Source organism: Arthrobacter oryzae, assembly GCF_003634095.1.
Classification (GTDB): Bacteria; Actinomycetota; Actinomycetes; order Actinomycetales; family Micrococcaceae; genus Arthrobacter; species Arthrobacter oryzae.
Map to the genome: position 1 here is coordinate 86470 of NZ_RBIR01000008.1, position 19103 is coordinate 105572.

General features: G+C 67.4%; 18 protein-coding genes. 8 read left to right on the forward strand and 10 right to left on the reverse strand.

The features are described from left to right. The first annotated feature begins 76 nt into the window (after positions 1 to 76). Positions 77 to 439, forward strand: a complete 363-nt coding sequence (locus C8D78_RS15885) for a DUF3817 domain-containing protein (RefSeq protein WP_120954839.1) — start codon at positions 77 to 79, stop codon at positions 437 to 439. Positions 440 to 1242: 803 nt separating this feature from the next. On the opposite strand, the gene C8D78_RS15890 is transcribed toward C8D78_RS15885, so the two are convergent. Further along, positions 1243 to 1680: an RDD family protein gene (locus C8D78_RS15890; protein ID WP_120954918.1), complete on the reverse strand. Its 438-nt coding sequence runs from the start codon at positions 1678 to 1680 to the stop codon at positions 1243 to 1245. 283 nt (positions 1681 to 1963) lie between these two features. Here C8D78_RS15890 and glnA (C8D78_RS15895) point away from each other — a divergent pair, with 283 nt between their 5' ends. Beyond that, positions 1964 to 3388, forward strand: a complete 1425-nt coding sequence (gene glnA, locus C8D78_RS15895) for a type I glutamate--ammonia ligase (protein WP_120954840.1) — start codon at positions 1964 to 1966, stop codon at positions 3386 to 3388. A gap of 149 nt (positions 3389 to 3537) precedes the next feature. On the opposite strand, the gene C8D78_RS15900 is transcribed toward glnA (C8D78_RS15895), so the two are convergent. The 5 genes from C8D78_RS15900 to glnA (C8D78_RS15920) form a co-directional block, all read right to left on the reverse strand. Next, a complete protein-coding gene (locus C8D78_RS15900) occupies positions 3538 to 3738 on the reverse strand; it encodes an AsnC family protein (RefSeq protein ID WP_120954841.1) in 201 nt (66 codons plus the stop codon). Between the two features lie 132 nt (positions 3739 to 3870). Then, positions 3871 to 4386, reverse strand: coding sequence for a GNAT family N-acetyltransferase (locus tag C8D78_RS15905; RefSeq protein ID WP_120954842.1), 516 nt, complete (start codon positions 4384 to 4386; stop codon positions 3871 to 3873). A gap of 50 nt (positions 4387 to 4436) precedes the next feature. Beyond that, positions 4437 to 4853, reverse strand: coding sequence for a VOC family protein (locus tag C8D78_RS15910; RefSeq protein ID WP_120954843.1), 417 nt, complete (start codon positions 4851 to 4853; stop codon positions 4437 to 4439). A gap of 41 nt (positions 4854 to 4894) precedes the next feature. Beyond that, positions 4895 to 7906: a bifunctional [glutamine synthetase] adenylyltransferase/[glutamine synthetase]-adenylyl-L-tyrosine phosphorylase gene (locus tag C8D78_RS15915; protein ID WP_120954844.1), complete on the reverse strand. Its 3012-nt coding sequence runs from the start codon at positions 7904 to 7906 to the stop codon at positions 4895 to 4897. Between the two features lie 9 nt (positions 7907 to 7915). Next, positions 7916 to 9256 carry a type I glutamate--ammonia ligase gene (gene glnA / locus C8D78_RS15920; RefSeq protein ID WP_120954845.1) on the reverse strand — a complete coding sequence of 447 codons (1341 nt, stop codon included), beginning with the start codon at positions 9254 to 9256 and terminating at the stop codon, positions 7916 to 7918. Between the two features lie 262 nt (positions 9257 to 9518). Here glnA (C8D78_RS15920) and panB point away from each other — a divergent pair, with 262 nt between their 5' ends. From panB to C8D78_RS15935, 3 genes are all read left to right on the forward strand, one after another. Next, entirely contained in the window at positions 9519 to 10451 is a 933-nt protein-coding gene (gene panB, locus C8D78_RS15925; RefSeq protein WP_120954846.1) for a 3-methyl-2-oxobutanoate hydroxymethyltransferase, read from the forward strand. Positions 10452 to 10689: 238 nt separating this feature from the next. Continuing rightward, positions 10690 to 11079: an SHOCT domain-containing protein gene (locus tag C8D78_RS15930; RefSeq protein ID WP_120954847.1), complete on the forward strand. Its 390-nt coding sequence runs from the start codon at positions 10690 to 10692 to the stop codon at positions 11077 to 11079. Positions 11080 to 11102: 23 nt separating this feature from the next. Further along, the gene (locus tag C8D78_RS15935) at positions 11103 to 11861 is read left to right on the forward strand and encodes an MBL fold metallo-hydrolase (protein ID WP_120954848.1); all 759 of its coding nucleotides are present in this window, start codon (positions 11103 to 11105) and stop codon (positions 11859 to 11861) included. Positions 11862 to 11870: 9 nt separating this feature from the next. Here the strand turns inward: C8D78_RS15935 and C8D78_RS15940 are convergent, their stop codons facing one another. Both C8D78_RS15940 and C8D78_RS15945 read right to left on the reverse strand, forming a co-directional pair. Next, complete coding sequence (locus C8D78_RS15940; RefSeq protein ID WP_120954849.1) at positions 11871 to 13904, reverse strand: phage holin family protein; 2034 nt, start codon at positions 13902 to 13904, stop codon at positions 11871 to 11873. A gap of 73 nt (positions 13905 to 13977) precedes the next feature. Then, a complete protein-coding gene (locus C8D78_RS15945) occupies positions 13978 to 14142 on the reverse strand; it encodes an SPOR domain-containing protein (protein ID WP_120954850.1) in 165 nt (54 codons plus the stop codon). A 182-nt stretch (positions 14143 to 14324) separates the two neighbouring features. Between C8D78_RS15945 and map the strand changes: the two genes are divergently transcribed. The 3 genes from map (at position 14325) to C8D78_RS15960 (ending at position 16902) form a co-directional block, all read left to right on the forward strand. Beyond that, positions 14325 to 15203 carry a type I methionyl aminopeptidase gene (gene map, locus C8D78_RS15950; RefSeq protein ID WP_120954851.1) on the forward strand — a complete coding sequence of 293 codons (879 nt, stop codon included), beginning with the start codon at positions 14325 to 14327 and terminating at the stop codon, positions 15201 to 15203. Positions 15204 to 15335: 132 nt separating this feature from the next. Next, a complete protein-coding gene (ppgK, locus tag C8D78_RS15955) occupies positions 15336 to 16139 on the forward strand; it encodes a polyphosphate--glucose phosphotransferase (protein WP_120954852.1) in 804 nt (267 codons plus the stop codon). A 4-nt stretch (positions 16140 to 16143) separates the two neighbouring features. Further along, on the forward strand, positions 16144 to 16902 hold the full coding sequence (locus C8D78_RS15960; protein ID WP_120954853.1) for an SDR family oxidoreductase: 759 nt from the start codon (positions 16144 to 16146) through the stop codon (positions 16900 to 16902). Between the two features lie 139 nt (positions 16903 to 17041). On the opposite strand, the gene nrdR is transcribed toward C8D78_RS15960, so the two are convergent. Both nrdR and hisD read right to left on the reverse strand, forming a co-directional pair. Further along, positions 17042 to 17545: a transcriptional regulator NrdR gene (gene nrdR / locus C8D78_RS15965; RefSeq protein ID WP_120954854.1), complete on the reverse strand. Its 504-nt coding sequence runs from the start codon at positions 17543 to 17545 to the stop codon at positions 17042 to 17044. Between the two features lie 170 nt (positions 17546 to 17715). Beyond that, positions 17716 to 19101 carry a histidinol dehydrogenase gene (gene hisD / locus C8D78_RS15970; protein WP_167467931.1) on the reverse strand — a complete coding sequence of 462 codons (1386 nt, stop codon included), beginning with the start codon at positions 19099 to 19101 and terminating at the stop codon, positions 17716 to 17718. Positions 19102 to 19103: the final 2 nt, after the last annotated feature.

Consider the following 19103-nt stretch of genomic DNA (forward strand, 5'->3'; position numbering starts at 1 on the left):
CGGCACCGGCGCGCTGGGCTGCGGCCGCCAGGACCCGGGCAGCGGGACAGCGAACGCACGACCTCTGGAGACACACATGAATTTCCCCTCGACCCCCATCATGATCCGCATTTTCCGGGGGCTGGCGATCGCCGAGGCGTTCAGTTGGGCCGCCTTGCTGCTCGGCATGGTGCTCAAATGGGTCACCCGGACGACGGAACTCGGCGTAGAGATTGCCGGTCCGATCCACGGCGCATTCTTCATCGGCTACGCGATCGCGGCGTTGAGTCTGTGGGCGAAGCTTCGCTGGCCGCTCCGGGTTGCCCTGCTCTCAGGGCTTTCGGCCGTCTTCCCGTTCGCGACCGTCTGGTTTGAACGCTGGGCCGGCCACCACGGATACCTTGCAGTGCCGGCCGGAGAGACTGCGCCGACGCCAGCCCGGGAAACGGCCGCGTTGTAGTCCCGCCCGGGACCTCGGGTTCCGTGCGCCCTGGCAACGTTGTGCCGCCATCGCCCATTTGACGCAGACGGCCGGTATGCGGGGAGGTTCACCGGCCATTCGTGGCAAACGGACGCCCAACGTGGAGGTCTCGCGGCCACTCGTGACAAACGGACGCGGGTGAATCGAGCCCTGCCGTCGTCGTTGCGGCCATTTGACGCAGGTGGCCGGTATGCGGGGACGTTTACCGGCCATTCGTGGCAAACCGCCGCCCAACGGGGATGTCTACCGGCCGTTGGTGGCGAACGGCCGAGGGACCATCGCGCCTGGCAACGTTGCTGCGCCCATTTGACGCAGACGGCCGGTATGCGGGGAGGTTTACCGGCCATTCGTGGCAAACGACCGCCCAACGTGGACGTTGACCGGCCATTCGTGGCAAACGGCCCAGGGTGAAGCGTGCCCTGGCAACGTTGATGCGCCCATTTGACGCACATGGCCGCTACGCGGGGAGGTTTACCGGCCAATCGTGGCAAACGACCGCCCAACGTGGACGTTGACCGGCCATTCGTGGCAAACGAGCGAAGGACCGCCGCGTCCTGGCATCATCTCTGTGGCCATTTGACGCAGGTGGCCGGTATGCGGGGAGGCTTACCGGCCATTCGTGGCAAACGGACGCCCAACGGGATGTCTACCGGCCGTTGGTGGCAAACAGCCGAGGGTGAATCGAGCCCTGCCGTCATCGTTGCGGCCATCTGACGCAGATGGCCGGTATGCGGGGAGGTTTACCGGCCGTTCGTGGCAAACCGCCACCCCACGGGGAGGGGCTACATCCGCAGGAGCACGGTATTCATGGCCCTGTCGTGAAGGCCGCGCTGGTCCGGGTCGAAGATAACGGCGGGGATGACGAGGCAGAGGAGCAAGGTCCGCACCAGGGCCGCGAGCGGGCCCGCGGGGCCGCCGCCCAGCCGGACCACGTGGATGCCCACGATCCGGTGGCCGATGCTGTAGCCCAGGGTGCCGATCAGCAGGATCTGCTCAATGGCAAACACGGCCAGCGTGGCCCACGAGTCGCCGGCGAAGGCGAAGTTGCTGATCACCAGCGCGATCGCCCAGTCGATGCAGATCGCCAGGAAGCGGCGACCGGCGCGTGCGATCGATCCGGGCCCGGCCGCCGGCAGCCCAAGCCGCTCCCCCGGGTACTTCGAGATGCCGGAAGTGTCCGGGCCGGTGAGCCATGAACCGATGTCTTTGCGATCTACCACCATCCAAGCTTATCGGCTCAAGCCCGTCCACAGTGTGGGCAGCCTTGTGTCACACTGTGGAACCAGATAGGTCACACTGTGGACCGGCGACTAGCGTTTACCTGTCAGGGCATTCTGTAACCTCCCCGAAACAATACGGACACTGGGGGGAAATCCCGTGTCCTTAGGGTGGTAACAGTTGCTAGTGGCTCAGGAGCGGGGATGCTTTTTGCTTTCCCGCTGTTGGACTGCCCTGGACCAATGTGCCTGACGGCCAGATTTTTCATATGCGTAAGGAGCATAGATGTTCAAGACTGCGGACGAAGTCCTCAAGTTCATCAAGGACGAAGACATCAAATTCGTCGATATCCGCTTCACCGATCTTCCTGGCGTTCAGCAGCACTTCAACGTGCCCGCCAAGAGCGTTGACGCCGACTTCTTCGTCAATGGCCAGCTCTTCGACGGATCATCGATCCGCGGCTTCCAGGGCATCGCCGAGTCTGACATGCAGCTCATCCCGGACGTGACCACGGCATTCATCGACACGTTCCGCATGGAGAAGACCCTCGCGCTGAACTTCTCGATCGTGAACCCCCGCACCGGCGATCCCTACCACCGCGATCCCCGCGGCGTAGCCGAAAAGGCCGAGGCCTACCTCGCCTCCACCGGCATTGCCGACACCGCGTTCTTCGCCCCCGAGGCCGAGTTCTTCGTCTTCGACAACGTCCAGTACCAGTCCTCCCCGCAGGGCAGCTTCTACAAGATTGACTCCGAGGAAGCGCACTGGAACACCGGCCGTGAAGAAGAGGGCGGAAACCTCGGCTACAAGACCCCCGTCAAGGGTGGCTACTTCCCGGTTTCCCCCACCGACAAGCAGGCCGACCTGCGCGATGCCATGTGTGTCGCCCTGGACGAGGCCGGCCTTGAGGTCGAGCGCAGCCACCACGAAGTCGGTTCCGCCGGCCAGGCTGAAATCAACTACAAGTTCACCACCCTGACCCACGCGGCTGATGACCTGCAGAAGTTCAAGTACGTCATCAAGAACACCGCCGACGCCTGGGGCAAGTCGGTGACCTTCATGCCGAAGCCGGTCTTCGGTGACAACGGCTCGGGCATGCACTGCCACCAGTCGCTGTGGACCGGCGGCGAGCCGCTGTTCTACGACGAGAAGGGCTACGCCGGCCTGTCCGACACCGCCCGCTGGTACATCGGCGGCCTGCTGAAGCACTCCTCCGCCGTCCTGGCCTTCACCAACCCGACGGTGAACTCCTACCGCCGCCTGGTCAAGGGCTTCGAAGCTCCGGTCAACATGGTCTACTCGCAGGGCAACCGCTCCGCCGGTATCCGTATCCCGATCACGGGCTCCAACCCGAAGGCCAAGCGCATCGAGTTCCGCGCTCCGGACCCCTCCTCGAACCCGTACCTGGCGTTCGCTGCCCAGCTGATGGCCGGCATCGACGGCATCCGCAACCGGATCGAACCCCCGGCTCCGATCGACAAGGACCTCTACGAGCTCCCCGCCGAAGAAGCCAAGGACATCCCCAAGGCTCCGGGCACCCTCGAGGAGGCCCTGGATGCACTGGCCGAGGACAACGAGTTCCTGCAGGCCGGCGGCGTCTTCACCCAGGACCTGATCGACACCTGGATCGAGTACAAGTACGAGAACGAGATCCGTCCGCTGTCGCTGCGCCCGAACCCCTTCGAGTTCGAGCTCTACTACGGCGTCTAGTCTGACCAAGCGGCTAGGCACGGTTTAGCCCGCCGGAACTCCGCCAGGATTCCGAAACAGGAAGGCCGGCCACGGATATCAATCCGCGGCCGGCCTTTTTGTGTCTCCTCCCAGGCGCCGAGCGCCCCGGCGGCCGGGCCCAAGCGGCCTCAACGCTTTCCGTACTTCTTGTGCACCGCCTGCTTGCTGACGCCGAGGCACACCGCGATCGCCTCCCAGGAGAGTCCGGCCTGCCTGGCGCGGAGCACGACCTCGGTCTCCGTGCGAGCCAGTTCCTTATGAAGCTCCGCCACGGAGTAGAGGGCCTCGGCCGGGCCCTTGCCGTCCATCGAACCAATCAGTGTTTTCATTCCGCACCTCCCGGCGTCAACCTTAGTTGACCTCTGGGGCCGGCGTCAACGAAAATTGACGCCCGGACCGTCTGCGCCGTTGCCCGGCCCCATCGCCCGGCCCCGCCCTGACACTCCCCGGAACGCCCGGGATCAGAACGCCCGGTACATGATGCGCTGCGGGCCGGCGTCGCCGCCTTCGTAACGGCCGCGGTCCTCGAATCCTGCCTTGCGGTAGGCGGCCAGAGCGCCGGGGTTAAGTTCGTTGACGGAGAGTACGACGCCGGCCTGGCCGCTGCCCAGCCCGGCCGTCAGTTTCGCGGCCTCCCGCACTGCGGCGTCCGCGGCGAGGGTGCCAAGGCCCTTGCCCTGCCGCCGCCGGTCGATCAGGAACCCCCGCAGCAGCCAGGCCGAGTCGTCGTCGGGCCAGCCCGCCAGGGTGGCCGCCCCGGTCTGGAGCGTCAGGACCCCCGCCGCGGTGCCGTCGGAGTCGACGGCGAACGGGTGCCGGGAGTCTTCCTCAAGCGCGATCAGTATCATCCGCAGCGGTTCGCCGACGAATTTCTGCTGCCCCTCGCCGAGCTCCAGGAGGGCGATCTCACCCAGCTTGATGGCGCGGGCGTCGTCGTCGAGGTTCTTCAGGGGCAGCAGCCACACATGTCCGGACATGTAGACAGCGTACCCGCGCCGGCGGCGGCGGCCGCCGTGAGGAACCGGGGTTAGAGCGCAGCGTCCTTGGGCGGCCCGGCCGGATCCATCCAGAAGACCTCCCAGAGGTGGCCGTCCGGGTCCTGGAAGCTGTGGGTGTACATGAAGCCGTAGTCCTGGGCCTCCTCCGAGGCCGTGCCCCCGGAGGTCAGGGCGGTGCGGATGACCTCGTCCACGGCCTCGCGGCTCTCCAGCGAGAAGGACATGATGGCCTCGGCGGTGTCCGCCGTCGCGGCGATCGACTTCGAGGTGAAGGTCTTGAAGTAGGACTCGACGAGCAGCATCACGTACGCACCGTCATTGACGATCATGCAGGTGGCGTTCTCGTCGGTGAAGTCGGGGTTGAAGGAGAATCCCAGCGCCGTGAAGAACTCCACGGTCGTATCGAGATTCCGGACGGGGAGGTTAACAAACAGTTGTCTGGCCATCCGCCCAAGGTAGCACCGGGCGGCAATCGTGTCAGCAGCCGCTATTGGCCATAGAAGACCCGCTCAAAAACGGCCCTGGCACGCCGGCTCAGGCGCAGGTAGTCCTCCTCCAGTGCCGCCGCATTTCCCTGGCCGTAGCCGCACCAGCGCGCCACGGCTTCCAGGTCGCGTCGGGAGGAGGGCAGCAGGTCCGAGGGCCGGCCGGTCCAGATGACGTTGGCCGAACGGATCCGGCTGGCCAGCCGCCAGGCCCGGAGCAGGATCACGACGTCCCCGGCATCAATCAGGTCCAGCGCGGCAGCCGCCTCGAGCGCCTCCACGGTCGACGTCGTCCGGAGTTCCGGGTGCTTGCCGGCGTGGCGGAGCTGGAGCAGCTGGGCCAGCCATTCGACGTCGCTCAGCCCTCCCCGGCCAAGCTTCAGGTGCCGGGCAGGATCGGCCCCGCGCGGCAGGCGTTCGGCTTCCACCCTGGCTTTGACCCGCCGGACCTCGCGCGCGTCCTGTTCCGATAGCGCCTCCGGATACCGGATGGGATCGATCAGGGCGATAAAGTCCTCCGCCAGGGCGTCGTCGCCGGCCATGGGGCGTGCCCGCAGCAGCGCCTGGGCCTCCCAGACGAGGGACCACCGGCGATAGTACTCGGCGAAGGACTCAAGGGACCGCACCATGGGTCCGCTCTTGCCCTCGGGGCGCAGGTCCGCATCCACTGACAGCACCCGTTCGGCCAGAATCGCCGGCTTGAGCGGCTGGGTCAGCAGGCTTGAGAGCTTGCCCACGATCTGGAGGGCCTGGGCCTGCGCTTCCTCCTCCGGCACTCCGGGGAGTCCGCGGTGGACGTACATGACGTCCGCGTCCGAGCCGTAGCCGATCTCCCGGCCGCCCTGCCGGCCCATCGCCACCACCAGCACGTGCGTCTTGAGCGGTTCCTCGGCCGTGATGATCGTCTCCGCCACGCGCAGCGCCCCCAGCACGGCTGCCCGGTCCGTGTCGGCGAGGGCTTCGCCCACCTGGTCCTGGTCCAGCAGCCCGGCACTGTCCGCTATGGCGATCCTGAGGATTTCCCGGCGACGGATCAGCCGGATCAGCCGCATGGCGCTCTCCGGGTCCGCGTGCCGCGACATCTTCGAGGTGATCTCGAGCCATTGGTATTCGAAGCTGAGCGGGACCAGTTCCTTGTCGGTGCCGAGCCACGCCACGGACTCGGGCGAAACCTCCAGCAGGTCAGAAATCAGCCGGGAGTTGGCCAGCACGTGGCAGAGCCGCTCGGCAGCCGCCGTCGAATCCCGGAGCATGCCCAGGTACCAGTGCGTCGTGCCGAGGGCCTCGCTGACGCGCCGGAAGGCGAGCAGCCCGGCGTCGGGGTCCACGCCGTCCGCGAGCCAGTCCAAGAGGATCGGCAGCAACTGGCGCTGGAGCGCCGCGCGGCGGCTGACGCCGGCGGTAAGTGCCTCGATATGCCGCATGGCGCCGGGGGGATCCAGATAGCCGAGGGCGGCGAGACGGCCCTGCGCGGCCTCCGGCGTCAGCCGTGCCTCTTCGCTGCTGAGCGTGGCGACCGTATTGAGCAGCGGGCGGTAGAAAATGCGTTCGTGGAGTTCGCGGACGGAACGCTTGGTCTTGCGCCAGGCCGCGACCAGGGCGTCGGGCTTGGGCCGCTCGGTGGAGAACGGTCCCAGGACGGCCTTGGCCAGGGAGCGCAGGGACGCCTCGTTCACCGGCATGAGGTGCGTCCGGCGCAGCTGGAACAGCTGGATCCGGTGCTCCAGCAGCCGCAGATAGCGGTAGTCGCGGTCGAATTCCGCGGCGTCCGAGCGGCCGATGTACCCGCCGGCCGACAGCGCGGCTATGGCCGAGGTGGTGTCCCGGCAGCGCAGCGATTCATCGGACTTGCCGTGCACGAGCTGCAGCAGCTGGACGGTGAATTCGACGTCGCGCAGTCCGCCGCGGCCCAGTTTGATCTGCCGCTGTTCCTCGTCGGCCGGAATGTGCTCGGTGACGCGGCGGCGCATGGCGCGCACGGATTCGACGAAGCCTTCCCGGCCCGCCGAGGACCAGATCAGCGGCGTCACGGCCGCCTCGTAGCGTGCGCCCAGGGCGGTGTCGCCGGCGATGGTCCGGGCCTTCAGGAGGGCCTGGAATTCCCAGCTCTCCGCCCAGCGCGCGTAGTAGCTCTCGTGCGAGGCCAGCGTGCGGACCAGCGGGCCGGACTTGCCCTCGGGCCGCAGGTTCGCATCGACCTCCCACAGCCCGGGTTCGCGGCTGGTGGACATGATCGCCCGCGAGATCCCGGAGGCGAGGGCGTTGCCGATCGTGGTGGCCCGGGAGTCCTCCAGCGCGCCGGAATCCATCACGTAGATGACGTCGACGTCGGAAATGTAGTTCAGTTCGCGCGCGCCGCACTTGCCCATGCCGATCACGGCGAGCCCGACGTCGGCGACCTCGGCGGCGCCGAACTGCTCCCCTGCTTCGGCCCGGGACACGGCGAGGGCCGCCTCGAGGGCCGCGCCGGCCAGGTCCGCCAGTTCCGCGCCGGCAGCCGGCATGAAATCCAGCGGATCGGCAGCGCAAAGGTCCTTGATAGCGAGTTCCACGAGCCCGCGCCGGTAGGCAGTCCGCAGCGCCGCGTACGCTTCCTGCCCGCTGAGCGCGGCCACCGGCCGGGCGGAGTTCGGATCGGCCCGCACCGACTGCAGCAGCCGCGCCCGCAAGGCCCCGGCGTCCGCCGCCAGCGGTTCCGGGCTGGCGCGGACGTCGAACGCATCGAGGTGTTCGGGGTGGCGGATGAGGAATTCACCCAGCGCCTCCGAGGCGCCGAGGACCCGATACAGCGGTTCACTGATTTCGGGGTCTGCCACGGCCCGCCGGCGCAGGTCCGGGTGCTTCTCGATCAGGCGCACCAGCGATTGCAGCGCGGCATCCGGGTTCGCGGCCAGCTGCAGCCCGGCAAAGAGGGCGTCCTGGTCCAGCCCCTCCAGTTCCCGGGCGGCGAGGAACCGTTCGCCCTTGTCGAGATCACTGAAGCCGGCGGCAATCAGGCGTCGTGCCAGGCTCACCGGGGCCGCCTACAGAATGCCGAGGTTGCGCTGCAGCTCGTAGGGCGTCACCTGGAGGCGGTAGTCCTGCCATTCTGCCCGCTTGTTGCGGAGGAAGTGCTCGAAAACCTGCTCGCCGAGGATCTGCGGCATGAGTTCGGAATCCTCCATGGTGCGGATGGCGTCGTGCAGGCTCGCCGGGAGCGGGTCGTGTCCCATGGCGCGGCGTTCGGCCGAGCTCAGTGACCAGATATCGTCCTCTGCCGCGGCGGGGAGCTGGTAGCCCTCCTCGATGCCCTTGAGGCCGGCCCCCAGGAGCACTGCGTAGGCCAGGTAGGGGTTGGCGGCTGAGTCGATCCCGCGGTATTCGATCCGCGCGGACTGGCCCTTGCCCGGCTTGTACAGCGGGACCCGGACCAGGGCGGAGCGGTTGTTGTGGCCCCAGCTCAGGTAGCTCGGCGCCTCTCCCCCGCCCCAGAGCCGCTTGTACGAGTTGACGAACTGGTTGGTCACGGCCGTGAACTCCGGCGCGTGCTTGAGGATGCCGGCAATGAACTGGCGGGCCGTCTCGGAGAGCTGGAACTCTGCACCGGCCTCGTAGAAGGCGTTGGTGTCTCCTTCAAACAGCGAGAAGTGCGTGTGCATGCCGGAGCCCGGGTGGGCCGTGAAGGGCTTGGGCATGAAGGTGGCGTAGGTGCCCTGCTGCAGCGCCACTTCCTTGATCACCGTCCGGAACGTCATGATGTTGTCCGCGGTCTGCAGTGCATCCGCGTAGCGCAGGTCGATCTCGTTCTGGCCCGGGCCGGCCTCGTGGTGGCTGAATTCCACGGAGATGCCCACGGATTCGAGCATCGTCACGGCGGTCCGGCGGAAGTCCTGTGCCACGCCGCCCGGGACGTGGTCGAAGTAGCCGCCCTCGTCCACGGGAACGGGTGAGCCGTCGGGACCGGGCTGCTGGGACTTGAGCAGGTAGAACTCGATTTCGGGGTGGGTGTAGCAGGTGAAGCCCATGTCCGCGGCTTTGGCGAGCGTGCGCTTGAGGACGTTCCGGGGATCGGCGGCGGAGGGTTCGCCGTCGGGCGTGAGGATGTCGCAGAACATGCGCGAGGTCGCCTCGGTCTCACCGCGCCAGGGCAGGATCTGGAACGTGGCCGGGTCCGGCTGGGCGAGCATGTCGGATTCGAAGACGCGGGCCAAACCCTCGATGGAGGAACCGTCGAATCCGAGCCCTTCTTCGAAGGCGCCTTCCACCTCGGCCGGGGCAAGAGCCACGGACTTGAGCGATCCCACGACGTCGGTGAACCACAGGCGCACAAACCGCACGTCGCGCTCTTCGATCGTCCGCAGGACAAACTCTTGCTGGCGGTCCATACTGGCCTCTTTCCGGTTCTTCCATCCGTTCCCCGGGCCCGACGTTCAAGGGCCCGCGGTTGCTCACGGTTCACTTTACTAATCATTGGCACCGATTGCTGAAGCCGGGGCTCCGCGTAACACACCGTTAACACAATGGCCGGGGATTTCGCGCCGTCCGGCGGGATTGGGCCGCCGGGAAAGCCGCGCGTGTGACCTGATTCACCGGCCTCGGCTGGTTCCCCGGTAGCTGTGGCACCCGGTATCGCACTACGCTCGTGGCATGGTCCCCAGCAACAGCCCCGATTCCAGCACGCCCGCCGAACTTGCGGCCCCCTACGGCAACGGCCCGGCCGCGGCCGGGACAGGACGCGCCGCCGGCACCGCAGGCAGCGCCGGGACGGCAGCGGCCCCGAAACCCCTGGCCAGGGTCCGCACCCATCACCTCCACCAGGTCAAGACCGACGGCGGGCACTTCGCGATGCTCACCGCGTACGACCAGTACACCGCCGAGATCTTTGACCAGGCCGGCATCGAGGTGCTCCTGGTGGGCGACTCCGCCTCCAACAACGTCTTCGGCAACGAGACCAGCCTTCCCGTGACCGTGGACGAGCTTCTGCCGCTGTGCCGGGCCGTCGCCCGCTCCGCGCGGCGTGCCCTGGTGGTCGCGGACCTGCCGTTCGGCAGCTACGAGGTCTCCGCCCAGCAGGCGGTCGCCACCGGGGTGCGGTTCCTGAAGGAAGGCCTCGCCCACGCCGTCAAGATCGAAGGCGGGAAGTTCTATGCCGACACCGTCCGTGCCATGGTCCAAGCCGGCATTCCGGTCATGGCGCATATCGGCTTCACCCCGCAGAGCGAGCACGCCCTGGGCGGCTACCGGGTCCAGGGCCGCGGCGATGACGCCGCGCGGTTGATCGAGGACGCCGTCGCGCTGGCCGACGCCGGCGCGTTCTGCGTGCTCATGGAAATGGTCCCCGCCGCCACGGCGGCCGCCGTGGACGCCGCCGTCGACGTCCCAACCGTCGGCATCGGCGCCGGGAACGCCACCACCGGGCAGGTCCTGGTCTGGCAGGATATGGCGGGTCTGCGCGGCGGAAAGATGGCGAAGTTCGTCAAACAGTACGCGGACCTGCGCACCTCGCTCAGCGACGCCGCGAAAGCCTACGGGGAGGACGTGCGCTCCGGCCACTTCCCCGGCCCCGAACACTCCTTCTAGGGGGGCTCCGGAGTACGTTTTCCGGGCCACACCCGCCGCCCCCGAGGCTTTCGCCATGGATGTGCCCACCCTGACCTGCAGTGACACCTCATCCTTCCCGGAGGATGTGGCACGCCGGGAGTCCGGGCAGGCTGACCATTAAGGTCCGCATCAGGACCTCAAGATGTTCCGCAGGACCGGCCGTCTTCGTGCGCGACGCGCAGGTCCGGCTCCGGCGGACACGATGGGAGGAGTAGCGATGGGCACCACTAGCTTCTGGGACGTCCTGCTTTGGAGTTTCTGGTTCTTCATCTGGATCGCCGCACTGACGGTGTATTTCCGCTGCTTGTTTGACATGTTCAGCGACCACGAGCTCAGCGGCTGGGCCAAGGCCGGCTGGGCGATATTGATGATCTTCCTGCCCTGGCTCGGCGCCCTGATCTACCTGATCGCCCGTGGCCGCAGCATGGCCGAACGCCAGATGGCACGGGTGGCCAAGCAACAGGCTGCCCAGCAGGAGTACATCAAGCAGGCCGCCGGCACCACGTCCACTCCGGCCGCCCAGATCGCCGACGCGAAGGCACTGCTCGATTCCGGAGCCATCAGCCAGAGCGAGTTTGATTCCCTGAAGGCCAAGGCCCTGGCCTGACGCCACAGCGGGCTACGCCCGACATGAGGCTCACGTGGCTTGGTCACTCGACGGTGGTTCTGGATATCGACGGGATTCGGGTCTTGACCGATCCGCTGCTGCGTCCTCATGCCGGGCTGCTCCGCCGTCTGGCACCGCGGCCGGACCCGGCGGCGTGGAGCCGGCCGGATGCGGTGCTGCTCTCGCACCTGCACCACGACCACGCCGAGCTGCGCTCCCTTCGAATGTTGGACGGGGCGATCCTGATGAGCGCTCCGGCGAACGTCGCCTGGCTGCATCGCCAAAAATTGATGCCCACAGTCGCACTGGGGGACGTCTGGACGCCGGTGGGCGGCGGTGTCCGGATTCGCCAGGTACCGGCCCGGCATCACAGCCGTCCCATGCCGCACCGGCCCAACGACGCCAACGGCCAGCTGGTGCGGGGTCAATCGGGCATCGTCTGGTTCGCCGGTGACACGGGGTTGTATCCGGAGATGGCGGCGCTGCCCGCCCTGGCAGGCGGCCCAATCGACGTCGCCGTGGTACCGGTCTGGGGGTGGGGTCCGCGGCTGTCGGCAGGCCACCTGTCGCCGGAAAGCGCTGCGCGGGCGGTCGCGATGTGTGGCGCGCGGTTCGCCGTGCCGGTGCACTGGGGAACGCTGCACCCGCCGTTCGTCGCACACTTTGCCCGGAGCTGGCTTGAGCAGCCCGGGCGGCGGTTTGCCGTCGCCGTGGCGGTCCAGGCTCCTGCCTGCACGGCAGTCGTCCTGGCACCTGGCCAGTCATGGGAAACCCCGGCCTGAGCCGTCCGCTCAACCGCGGGACGCCGTCGTGGCACGCTGGCCACAGGACTCAAGCATCGCCACGAGCACCCGGTGGAGCTCCCCGGCGCCCTCTATCCGCTCGGGCAGCCGCGCCATGAGATCGGCCGGGCCCAGCAGCACAGCGCGGTCCTGCCAGCCGCCAAGGCCCCCGTGGGATCCCACGAGGCCCTCGAACGCGGCGACGTCGCCGGTCACCGCATCAACTGTGCTGTTGACGTAGAGATCCGGTGCCTTCGGACGCATCAGCGCCTCTCTGAGGACCCGCGCGGCATGGGACCCGAAATCGGCCAGCGGGTCCGTGCCCTCCACGGCACCGCTGGCGAGGTTGATGCGCCCGCCGCTGCCGATCGCCCACGGTCGGCCGCCCTCGTCGACGCCGGCAACGAACCCGACGCCTGGATGGCCAACCAGCCCGGGGACGAGGGCCGGCCACTGCCGGTCGAGGGCGTCGAGAGTCCAGCGCCGGTCCCCCCGCACATAGACCAGGCCCAGGTTGCCCGAGCCCACCACGACGACCGGCTCTTCGGCGTCGCGGCCCGGAGCATGTGTCTGCTGTGCCTTGGCGAGCACCTGATCGGCACGGACGGCGAGCTTCCCGCTCATCCCGCCGCCCGCAATGTCGCCGGCAATGGAGTCCGCGCGCCCCAGCCCCTCGACCGAGGCATCCACGTTCTGGACCTGTTCGTCGATGAGCTCCGCACACAAGTCACCCAGCGTCTGGCCATAGAGGTCAGCGAACGGGGTGCCCTGGGACTGTCCGTGGTCTGAGAGCACCATCATGCGGTACCGGCGGGGAGCGGTCCCGGCCAGCCGGGCCAAGGTTCCCAGGGTGCGGTCCAAACCGTCCAGGGCGGCGAGCGATTCGGGCCGGAACATGCCCGCGTGGTGGGCGATCTCGTCGTAGTCCACGTAGTCGACATAGATGCTCTTCGTGCCGCGGCGCAGCTCCTCTGCCACGAGGAAAGTGTTCAGGTCCCGCAGGAGGCTGTTGGTGACGGCCCGCAGCAGGGCGAAGGTCCAGTCTCGATGCACACGCGGGTTGAGGTCGCGTTTGACCTGACTGCGGGCCTGCCAACGCTCCTTGAAAATCTCCCCGGCGGTCCGCGTGAGGCTGCGCATGAACCCGTTGGGCGAGGCGAAAAACCAGGCGAACGCACGACGGGTTTGGGTGGAGCCGCGTCCCATCTCCACCCGGCTCATTGTCATGAGGGACCGGGGCGCGTCGCCGGTGAACAGGTTCGAAATGGAGACGCCGTCGTCGTATAGCAGGCCTTCGCCGGTGCTGTGCCTTTCCTCTATCACCCGGGCGTCTGCCGGACGGTTGGCCACGAGGACCCGGCCGAGCTCACGGTCGTACCACCGGAAGGCAGGAACCCCGTCCACGGTGCCGTGCAGAATGCCCAGCTGGCTGGCTGGCGTGGTGCATGGCAGCTGGGGGGTCCATTCGCGGAACGTGTACTCCCCCGATGTCAGCCAGCGCCGGATATGGGGCACCGCACCGGACTGGACCGCCCACTGCAGCACGGGGAAAGGGACACCGTCGAGCTGCACGAACAGGACGCCATCCACCTCCGGATCGGTCACCTCCTGCTGCCGCCGCGCCCGTCCTGCCAGCGAAGTGATCAGGCCCTCATCGGTACCGGCCGTGGCCGCCCAGGAGATGAGGGTGCCGACGACGGCGCTGACCCAGGTTGCGGCCAGGGCGGTCCAGACCGTCGATTCGATCCCGGGCACCAGCCGGATGGCGACGTACATGATCAGTGCCTGGCCGAGCAGGGCGGTGAGCCCCACCGCCAGCCAGCCGACCCTGGCCGAGATCTCCACCAGTACCGGACGGAAGACCAGTCCGACGACGCCGGCCACCGCGGCCACGGCGGCGTATGCCCACCAGCTTGTTGCCGAGAACCCCGGCAAGAGCGCGCCGGTGATGATGAGGGCTACGGTCGAGGCAGCCCAGGCAGCGCCCAATCTGGCCAGGTCGGCGACTCGGACGCCGCGGGCGCGGGTGGCGCTCGTCGGCATTTTCTCAGTATGGCTGGCCGCGACCGGCTGGCACTCACCCGCACCGGGTGAGAATGACGGATATGGGGACGGTCTAGTCGTCCTCGTCCTTCTCCCACGCTTCGTTGCGCGCCTTGACCTTTTCGAGGGCGTGCTGGGCTTCCTCGCGGGTCTTGTACGGACCGATCAACTGGCTCCAGTCGGACATCGCGTCCTCTTCGATCTCGTGAGTGTTGACGTTGTACCAGTATTCGGGCATTGGTGCTCCTTCGCGTACCGCCGGTCCGGGAGGCTCAAGCCGCCTGGTGTCCGGGTTGTGTTTTCGGGTTGTGTTTTCGGGTTGTGTTTTCGAGACTGTGTATTCGGGGCTGTGTGTTCCCAGGCTGTGTTTTCCCAGACTGTGTTTTCCAGGCTGCGCCCGGCAGCTTATATGATCAATCTATGCCTTCTCTAGCTTCGACTGCACCCATCGGCACGCTTGTCCCGGGGACAGTGAGCCCGCAGCTTGCTGTGCCGCCGTCTATCCCGCGCCCGGAATATGTGGGCAAGCCGAGTCCGGCCAAATTCACCGGATCCGAGGTCAAGTCGGCAGAGACCATCGAGAAAATCCGGATCGCCTCCCGGATCGCGGCCCAAGCCATCGTGGAGGTCGGCAAGCACATCGAACCCGGCGTCACCACGGACCAGCTGGACCGGGTGGGCCACGAGTTCCTGCTGGACCACAAGGCGTACCCCTCCACTCTCGGGTACCGCGGCTTTCCGAAGTCTCTCTGCGCCTCGCTCAACGAGGTCATCTGCCACGGGATCCCTGACACCACTGTGGTCCGGGACGGCGACATCCTCAACATCGACATCACCGCCTTCATTGGCGGCGTGCATGGCGACACCAACTACACGTTCCTGGTCGGCGACGTCGACGAGGAATCCCGCCTCCTGGTAGAGCGCACCAAGGAATCCTTGAACCGTGCCATCCGGGCGGTGGCGCCGGGACGCGAAATCAACGTGATCGGCCGGACCATTGAGTCCTACGCCAAGCGCTTCGGCTACGGCGTGGTCCGCGACTTCACCGGCCACGGCGTCGGCGAGGCCTTCCACACCGGGCTGATTATTCCGCACTATGACGCCGCTCCTGCGTACAACACCGTCATGGAAACGGGTATGGTGTTCACGATCGAGCCGATGCTGACCCTGGGCACCGTTGACTGGGACATGTGGGCCGATGACTGGACTGTTGTGACCCGCGACCACAAACGCACCGCACAGTTTGAGCACACACTGCTGGTCACGGAGTCCGGCGCTGAGGTTCTCACTCTGCCATAGACCGCGCTCCACCCGGTCGGTCCCTGAGGACCGGTTGTTCACCAGTTCCAACCTGTTTGCTACCAGTTTTCCCCTGTTTCTCGCCGGCCCCGGCCGGTACCACAGCCCGCCCCTGCCACGAACGGAACGATTTTGGCCAAGAAGGACGAGAAGTCGAAGAAGAACGCCCCCCTGATCGGCATTGACATCGGCGGCACCGGTATCAAGGGCGGCATCGTGGACCTGAAGAAGGGAAAGCTGATCGGTGATCGCGTGCGGTTCCCCACGCCGCAGCCTTCCACTCCGGAGTCGGTGGCCGAAGTCGTCGCACAGGTTGTCGCCGAGCTCTCCGCCCGTTCCGACGCCCCCGACGCCAGCAGCCCCGTCGGCGTGACCTTCCCGGGCATCATTCAGCACGGAGTGGTCCATTCGGCCGCCAATGTGGACAAGTCATGGCTGGAAGCTGACATCGACGCCATGCTCACCGCCCGTCTTGGCCGCCCCGTGGAGGTCATCAACGACGCCGACGCCGCCGGTCTCGCCGAAGCCCGCTTCGGTGCCGGCGAGGGCGTTGAAGGCACCGTGCTGGTGATTACCCTCGGCACCGGCATCGGCTCTGCCTTCATCTTCGACGGCAAGCTGGTCCCGAACGCCGAACTCGGCCACCTGGAAATCGACGGCTTCGATGCCGAGACCAAGGCCTCCGCCGTGGCCCGTGAGCGCGACGGACTCAGCTGGGAACAGTACAGTGTGCTGCTGCAGCGCTACTTCTCGCACGTGGAGTTCCTGTTCTCCCCGGAACTGTTCATCGTGGGCGGCGGCATCTCCAAGCGTGCCGACGAGTACCTGCCGCACATGAAGCTGCGCACCCCCATCGTCCCGGCCGAACTGAAGAACGACGCCGGCATCGTGGGCGCCGCGATCGAAATTGCGCTGAAGCACAAACTGGCCAAGTAGCTCAATGACCGGGCCAGGCTCTGGCGTCGTTATCGTCACCGGCGCCAGCCGCGGCATCGGGGCGGCGATCGCCCTGCGGGCCGCGGCGGCCGGCTACGCCGTCGTGGTCAACTACTCCAACGACGACGCCGGTGCCGCTGAGGTGGTACAGGCCATCACCGGGAGCGGGGGAACTGCGCAGGCAGTGCGCGCCGATGTCAGCGATCGGACCGCGGTTTCCGGACTGTTCGACGCCGCAATGGGCCTGGGCCCGCTGGCCGCCGTCGTGAACAACGCAGGCATCACCGGCAACCTGATCGGCCCCTTGGTGGACGTGCCGGAAGACACTGTCCGCCGTGTCCTCGACGTCAACGTGGCGGGCCTGATCTTTGTCTGCCAGGAGGCTGTACGCAGGATGGGCCGCGACCACGGCGGCAGTGGCGGCTCCATCATCAACATTTCCTCCACGGCGACAAAAGCCGGTTCGCCCGGAACGTGGGCGCACTACGCGGCGTCCAAGGGCGCCGTCGACGTCCTTACCGTGGGGCTGGCGGCTGAAGTGGCGGCGGAGGGCATCCGGGTGAACGCCGTGGCTCCGGGGAGCACAAACACCGGACTGCACGCTGCCGCCGGCATGCCGGACCGGGTGGAGCGGCTCAATTCTACGATCCCGATGGGCCGGGGCGCGGAGCCTGGCGAGATTGCGGCAGCAGTCCTGTGGCTTCTGTCCGGGGAGGCCTCCTACGTTACCGGCGCGGTGCTCCCGGTCGCTGGCGGCCGCTAGATCCAACGCCCCCCGCGAGCCCGTGGGGCTGGAGCCGGTGGTGGCCGCGGCTTCCCCTCCGCTGCCACCACCAGAGTCTGTGGTGGTGCCCTTTACCCGGTTAGACCGGAACAGTCCCTGGGACTGAAGAACACAAATCTTACGACGGCGCCTGAAGCGTGCTCTTCTGCGGGGTCTTGCCGTCCCGGCCCTTGGTTTCTGCCTCGTGCCGAAGCAGGGAAATCGCGGATTCGAAATCTTCCAGCGATTCGAAGGCCTGGTAGACGCTGGCGAAGCGCAGGTAAGCAACCTCATCGAGCCGTTGCAGCGGCTCCAGGATTGCCAGCCCGACCTCGTGGGCTTCAATTTCGGCGGCGCCGGATCCCCGGATTGTCTCCTCGACTTCCTGGGCCAGCAGCGCGAGATCGTCTTCCGTGACCGGGCGGCCCTGGCAGGCCTTGCGGACGCCGTTGATGACCTTGCTGCGGCTGAAGGGCTCGCCGACGCCCGATCGCTTGATGACGGTCAGGCTGGTGGTTTCCACAGTGGTGAACCGGCGGCCGCATTCGGGGCACTGCCGGCGGCGTCGGATGGCCGAACCGTCGTCGGCGATCCGGCTGTCCACCACGCGCGAGTCAGGGTTTCGGCAGAACGGGCAATACATGTCTTTTCCTCCCCTGTCGCAATCCGCAGCATCAGCGCCGCTAGCTAGCGGGCGCGGCTGTCAGCCGGCCCCTGCAAACTCAGTTTACGACTAGATGTAGCTGAATAACAAGCCTGTAATTACTACATGTAGTGGTTCGGGCCCCTGGACTGCGGGGGAACTGCTGGGGCCTACCGGGCGGCGAAGCGCGCCGTGACGGCCTCGCCGTGGGCCGGCAGGTCCTCCGCGCCGGAGAGGCTGACGATGTGCCCGCTGACCTGCTCCAATGCCGAGCGGCTGTAGTTGATGACCTGGATGGCCCGCAGGAAGGTGGTCACGTTCAGCCCGGAGGAGAAGGCCGCGGTGCCGCTGGTCGGCAGCACGTGGTTGGAGCCGGCGCAGTAGTCGCCGAGGCTCACGGGGCTGTAGTCGCCCACGAAGATCGCGCCGGCGCTGCGGATGCGCGCGGCCACCCTGGCGGCGTCGGCGGTCATGATTTCGAGGTGCTCCGCGGCGTACGCGTCGCAGGCGGCGATGCCCTGCGCCAGGTCTTCGACGAGGACAACGCCGGACTGCGGACCGGAGAGCGCTTCACGGACGCGGCCGGAGTGCTTGGTTGCCGCCGCCTGCCGCTCGAGTTCCACGCGGACGTCCGCCGCGAGGGCCTCGGAGTCGGTGAACAGGACCGAGGCCGCCTTGGGGTCGTGCTCGGCCTGGCTGATGAGGTCCGCGGCAACGAGGGCGGGGCTGGCGGTGGAGTCCGCGAGGATCGCAATCTCGGTGGTGCCGGCCTCGGAGTCGATCCCCACGACCCCCTTGACCAGCCGCTTCGCGGTGGCGACGAAGATGTTGCCCGGACCTGTCACCACGTCCACGGGGTCGATCCCGGGCAGGGACGCCGGGCCGGAAGCATCGGCGGGGATGCCATACGCAAAGGTCGCGATGGCCTGGGCCCCGCCGATCGCGTAGACCTCCTCGATGCCCAGCAGGCATGCCGCCGCCAGGATCGTGGGGTGGGGCAGTCCGCCGAAGTTCTTTTGCGGCGGCGAGGCCAGGGCAATGGATTCGACGCCTGCGGCCAGTGCCGGGACCACGTTCATGATCACCGAGGACGGGTACACGGCCAGGCCGCCGGGAACGTAGAGCCCCACGCGTGCCACGGGCACCCAGTTTTGACTCACGACGGCACCCTCACCGAGTTCGACGTCGACGTTCGCCGGCCGCTGGGCGTCGGCGAAGCGGCGGGCCCGGCGGATGGACTCCTCGAGCGCCGCGCGCACGGCGGGGTCGAGGTCCGCGAGGGCCGCGTGCAACGCCTCGGCCGGGACCCGGGGGTGCGTCTGCTCGACGCCGTCAAAGGACAGTGCCAGTTCCCCGAGGGCGGCGAAGCCGCGCGTGCGGACGGCGGAGATGATCTCCAAAACCTTGTCCTCGGCGTCGGCCAGGGTGTTGGACTGTGCCCGGGGAACGGCCGCGCGCAGTCCGGCGAGGGACAGCTGCTTGCCGCGCACATCGACCGTGCGGAAGTTCAGGGCAGCGGGAATCGGGGTCACGGTGCTGTCAGGAGTTAGGCTCACCC

Coding starts and splice junctions, on each gene's coding strand:
- C8D78_RS15885 (WP_120954839.1), top strand. CDS start 77: ATGAATTTCCCCTCGACCCCCATCATGATCCGCATTTTCCGGGGGCTG.
- glnA (WP_120954840.1), top strand. CDS start 1,964: ATGTTCAAGACTGCGGACGAAGTCCTCAAGTTCATCAAGGACGAAGAC.
- C8D78_RS15900 (WP_120954841.1), bottom strand. CDS start 3,738: ATGAAAACACTGATTGGTTCGATGGACGGCAAGGGCCCGGCCGAGGCC.
- C8D78_RS15905 (WP_120954842.1), bottom strand. CDS start 4,386: ATGTCCGGACATGTGTGGCTGCTGCCCCTGAAGAACCTCGACGACGAC.
- C8D78_RS15910 (WP_120954843.1), bottom strand. CDS start 4,853: ATGGCCAGACAACTGTTTGTTAACCTCCCCGTCCGGAATCTCGATACG.
- glnA (WP_120954845.1), bottom strand. CDS start 9,256: ATGGACCGCCAGCAAGAGTTTGTCCTGCGGACGATCGAAGAGCGCGAC.
- panB (WP_120954846.1), top strand. CDS start 9,519: ATGGTCCCCAGCAACAGCCCCGATTCCAGCACGCCCGCCGAACTTGCG.
- C8D78_RS15930 (WP_120954847.1), top strand. CDS start 10,690: ATGGGCACCACTAGCTTCTGGGACGTCCTGCTTTGGAGTTTCTGGTTC.
- C8D78_RS15935 (WP_120954848.1), top strand. CDS start 11,103: ATGAGGCTCACGTGGCTTGGTCACTCGACGGTGGTTCTGGATATCGAC.
- C8D78_RS15940 (WP_120954849.1), bottom strand. CDS start 13,904: ATGCCGACGAGCGCCACCCGCGCCCGCGGCGTCCGAGTCGCCGACCTG.
- C8D78_RS15945 (WP_120954850.1), bottom strand. CDS start 14,142: ATGCCCGAATACTGGTACAACGTCAACACTCACGAGATCGAAGAGGAC.
- map (WP_120954851.1), top strand. CDS start 14,325: ATGCCTTCTCTAGCTTCGACTGCACCCATCGGCACGCTTGTCCCGGGG.
- C8D78_RS15960 (WP_120954853.1), top strand. CDS start 16,144: ATGACCGGGCCAGGCTCTGGCGTCGTTATCGTCACCGGCGCCAGCCGC.
- nrdR (WP_120954854.1), bottom strand. CDS start 17,545: ATGTATTGCCCGTTCTGCCGAAACCCTGACTCGCGCGTGGTGGACAGC.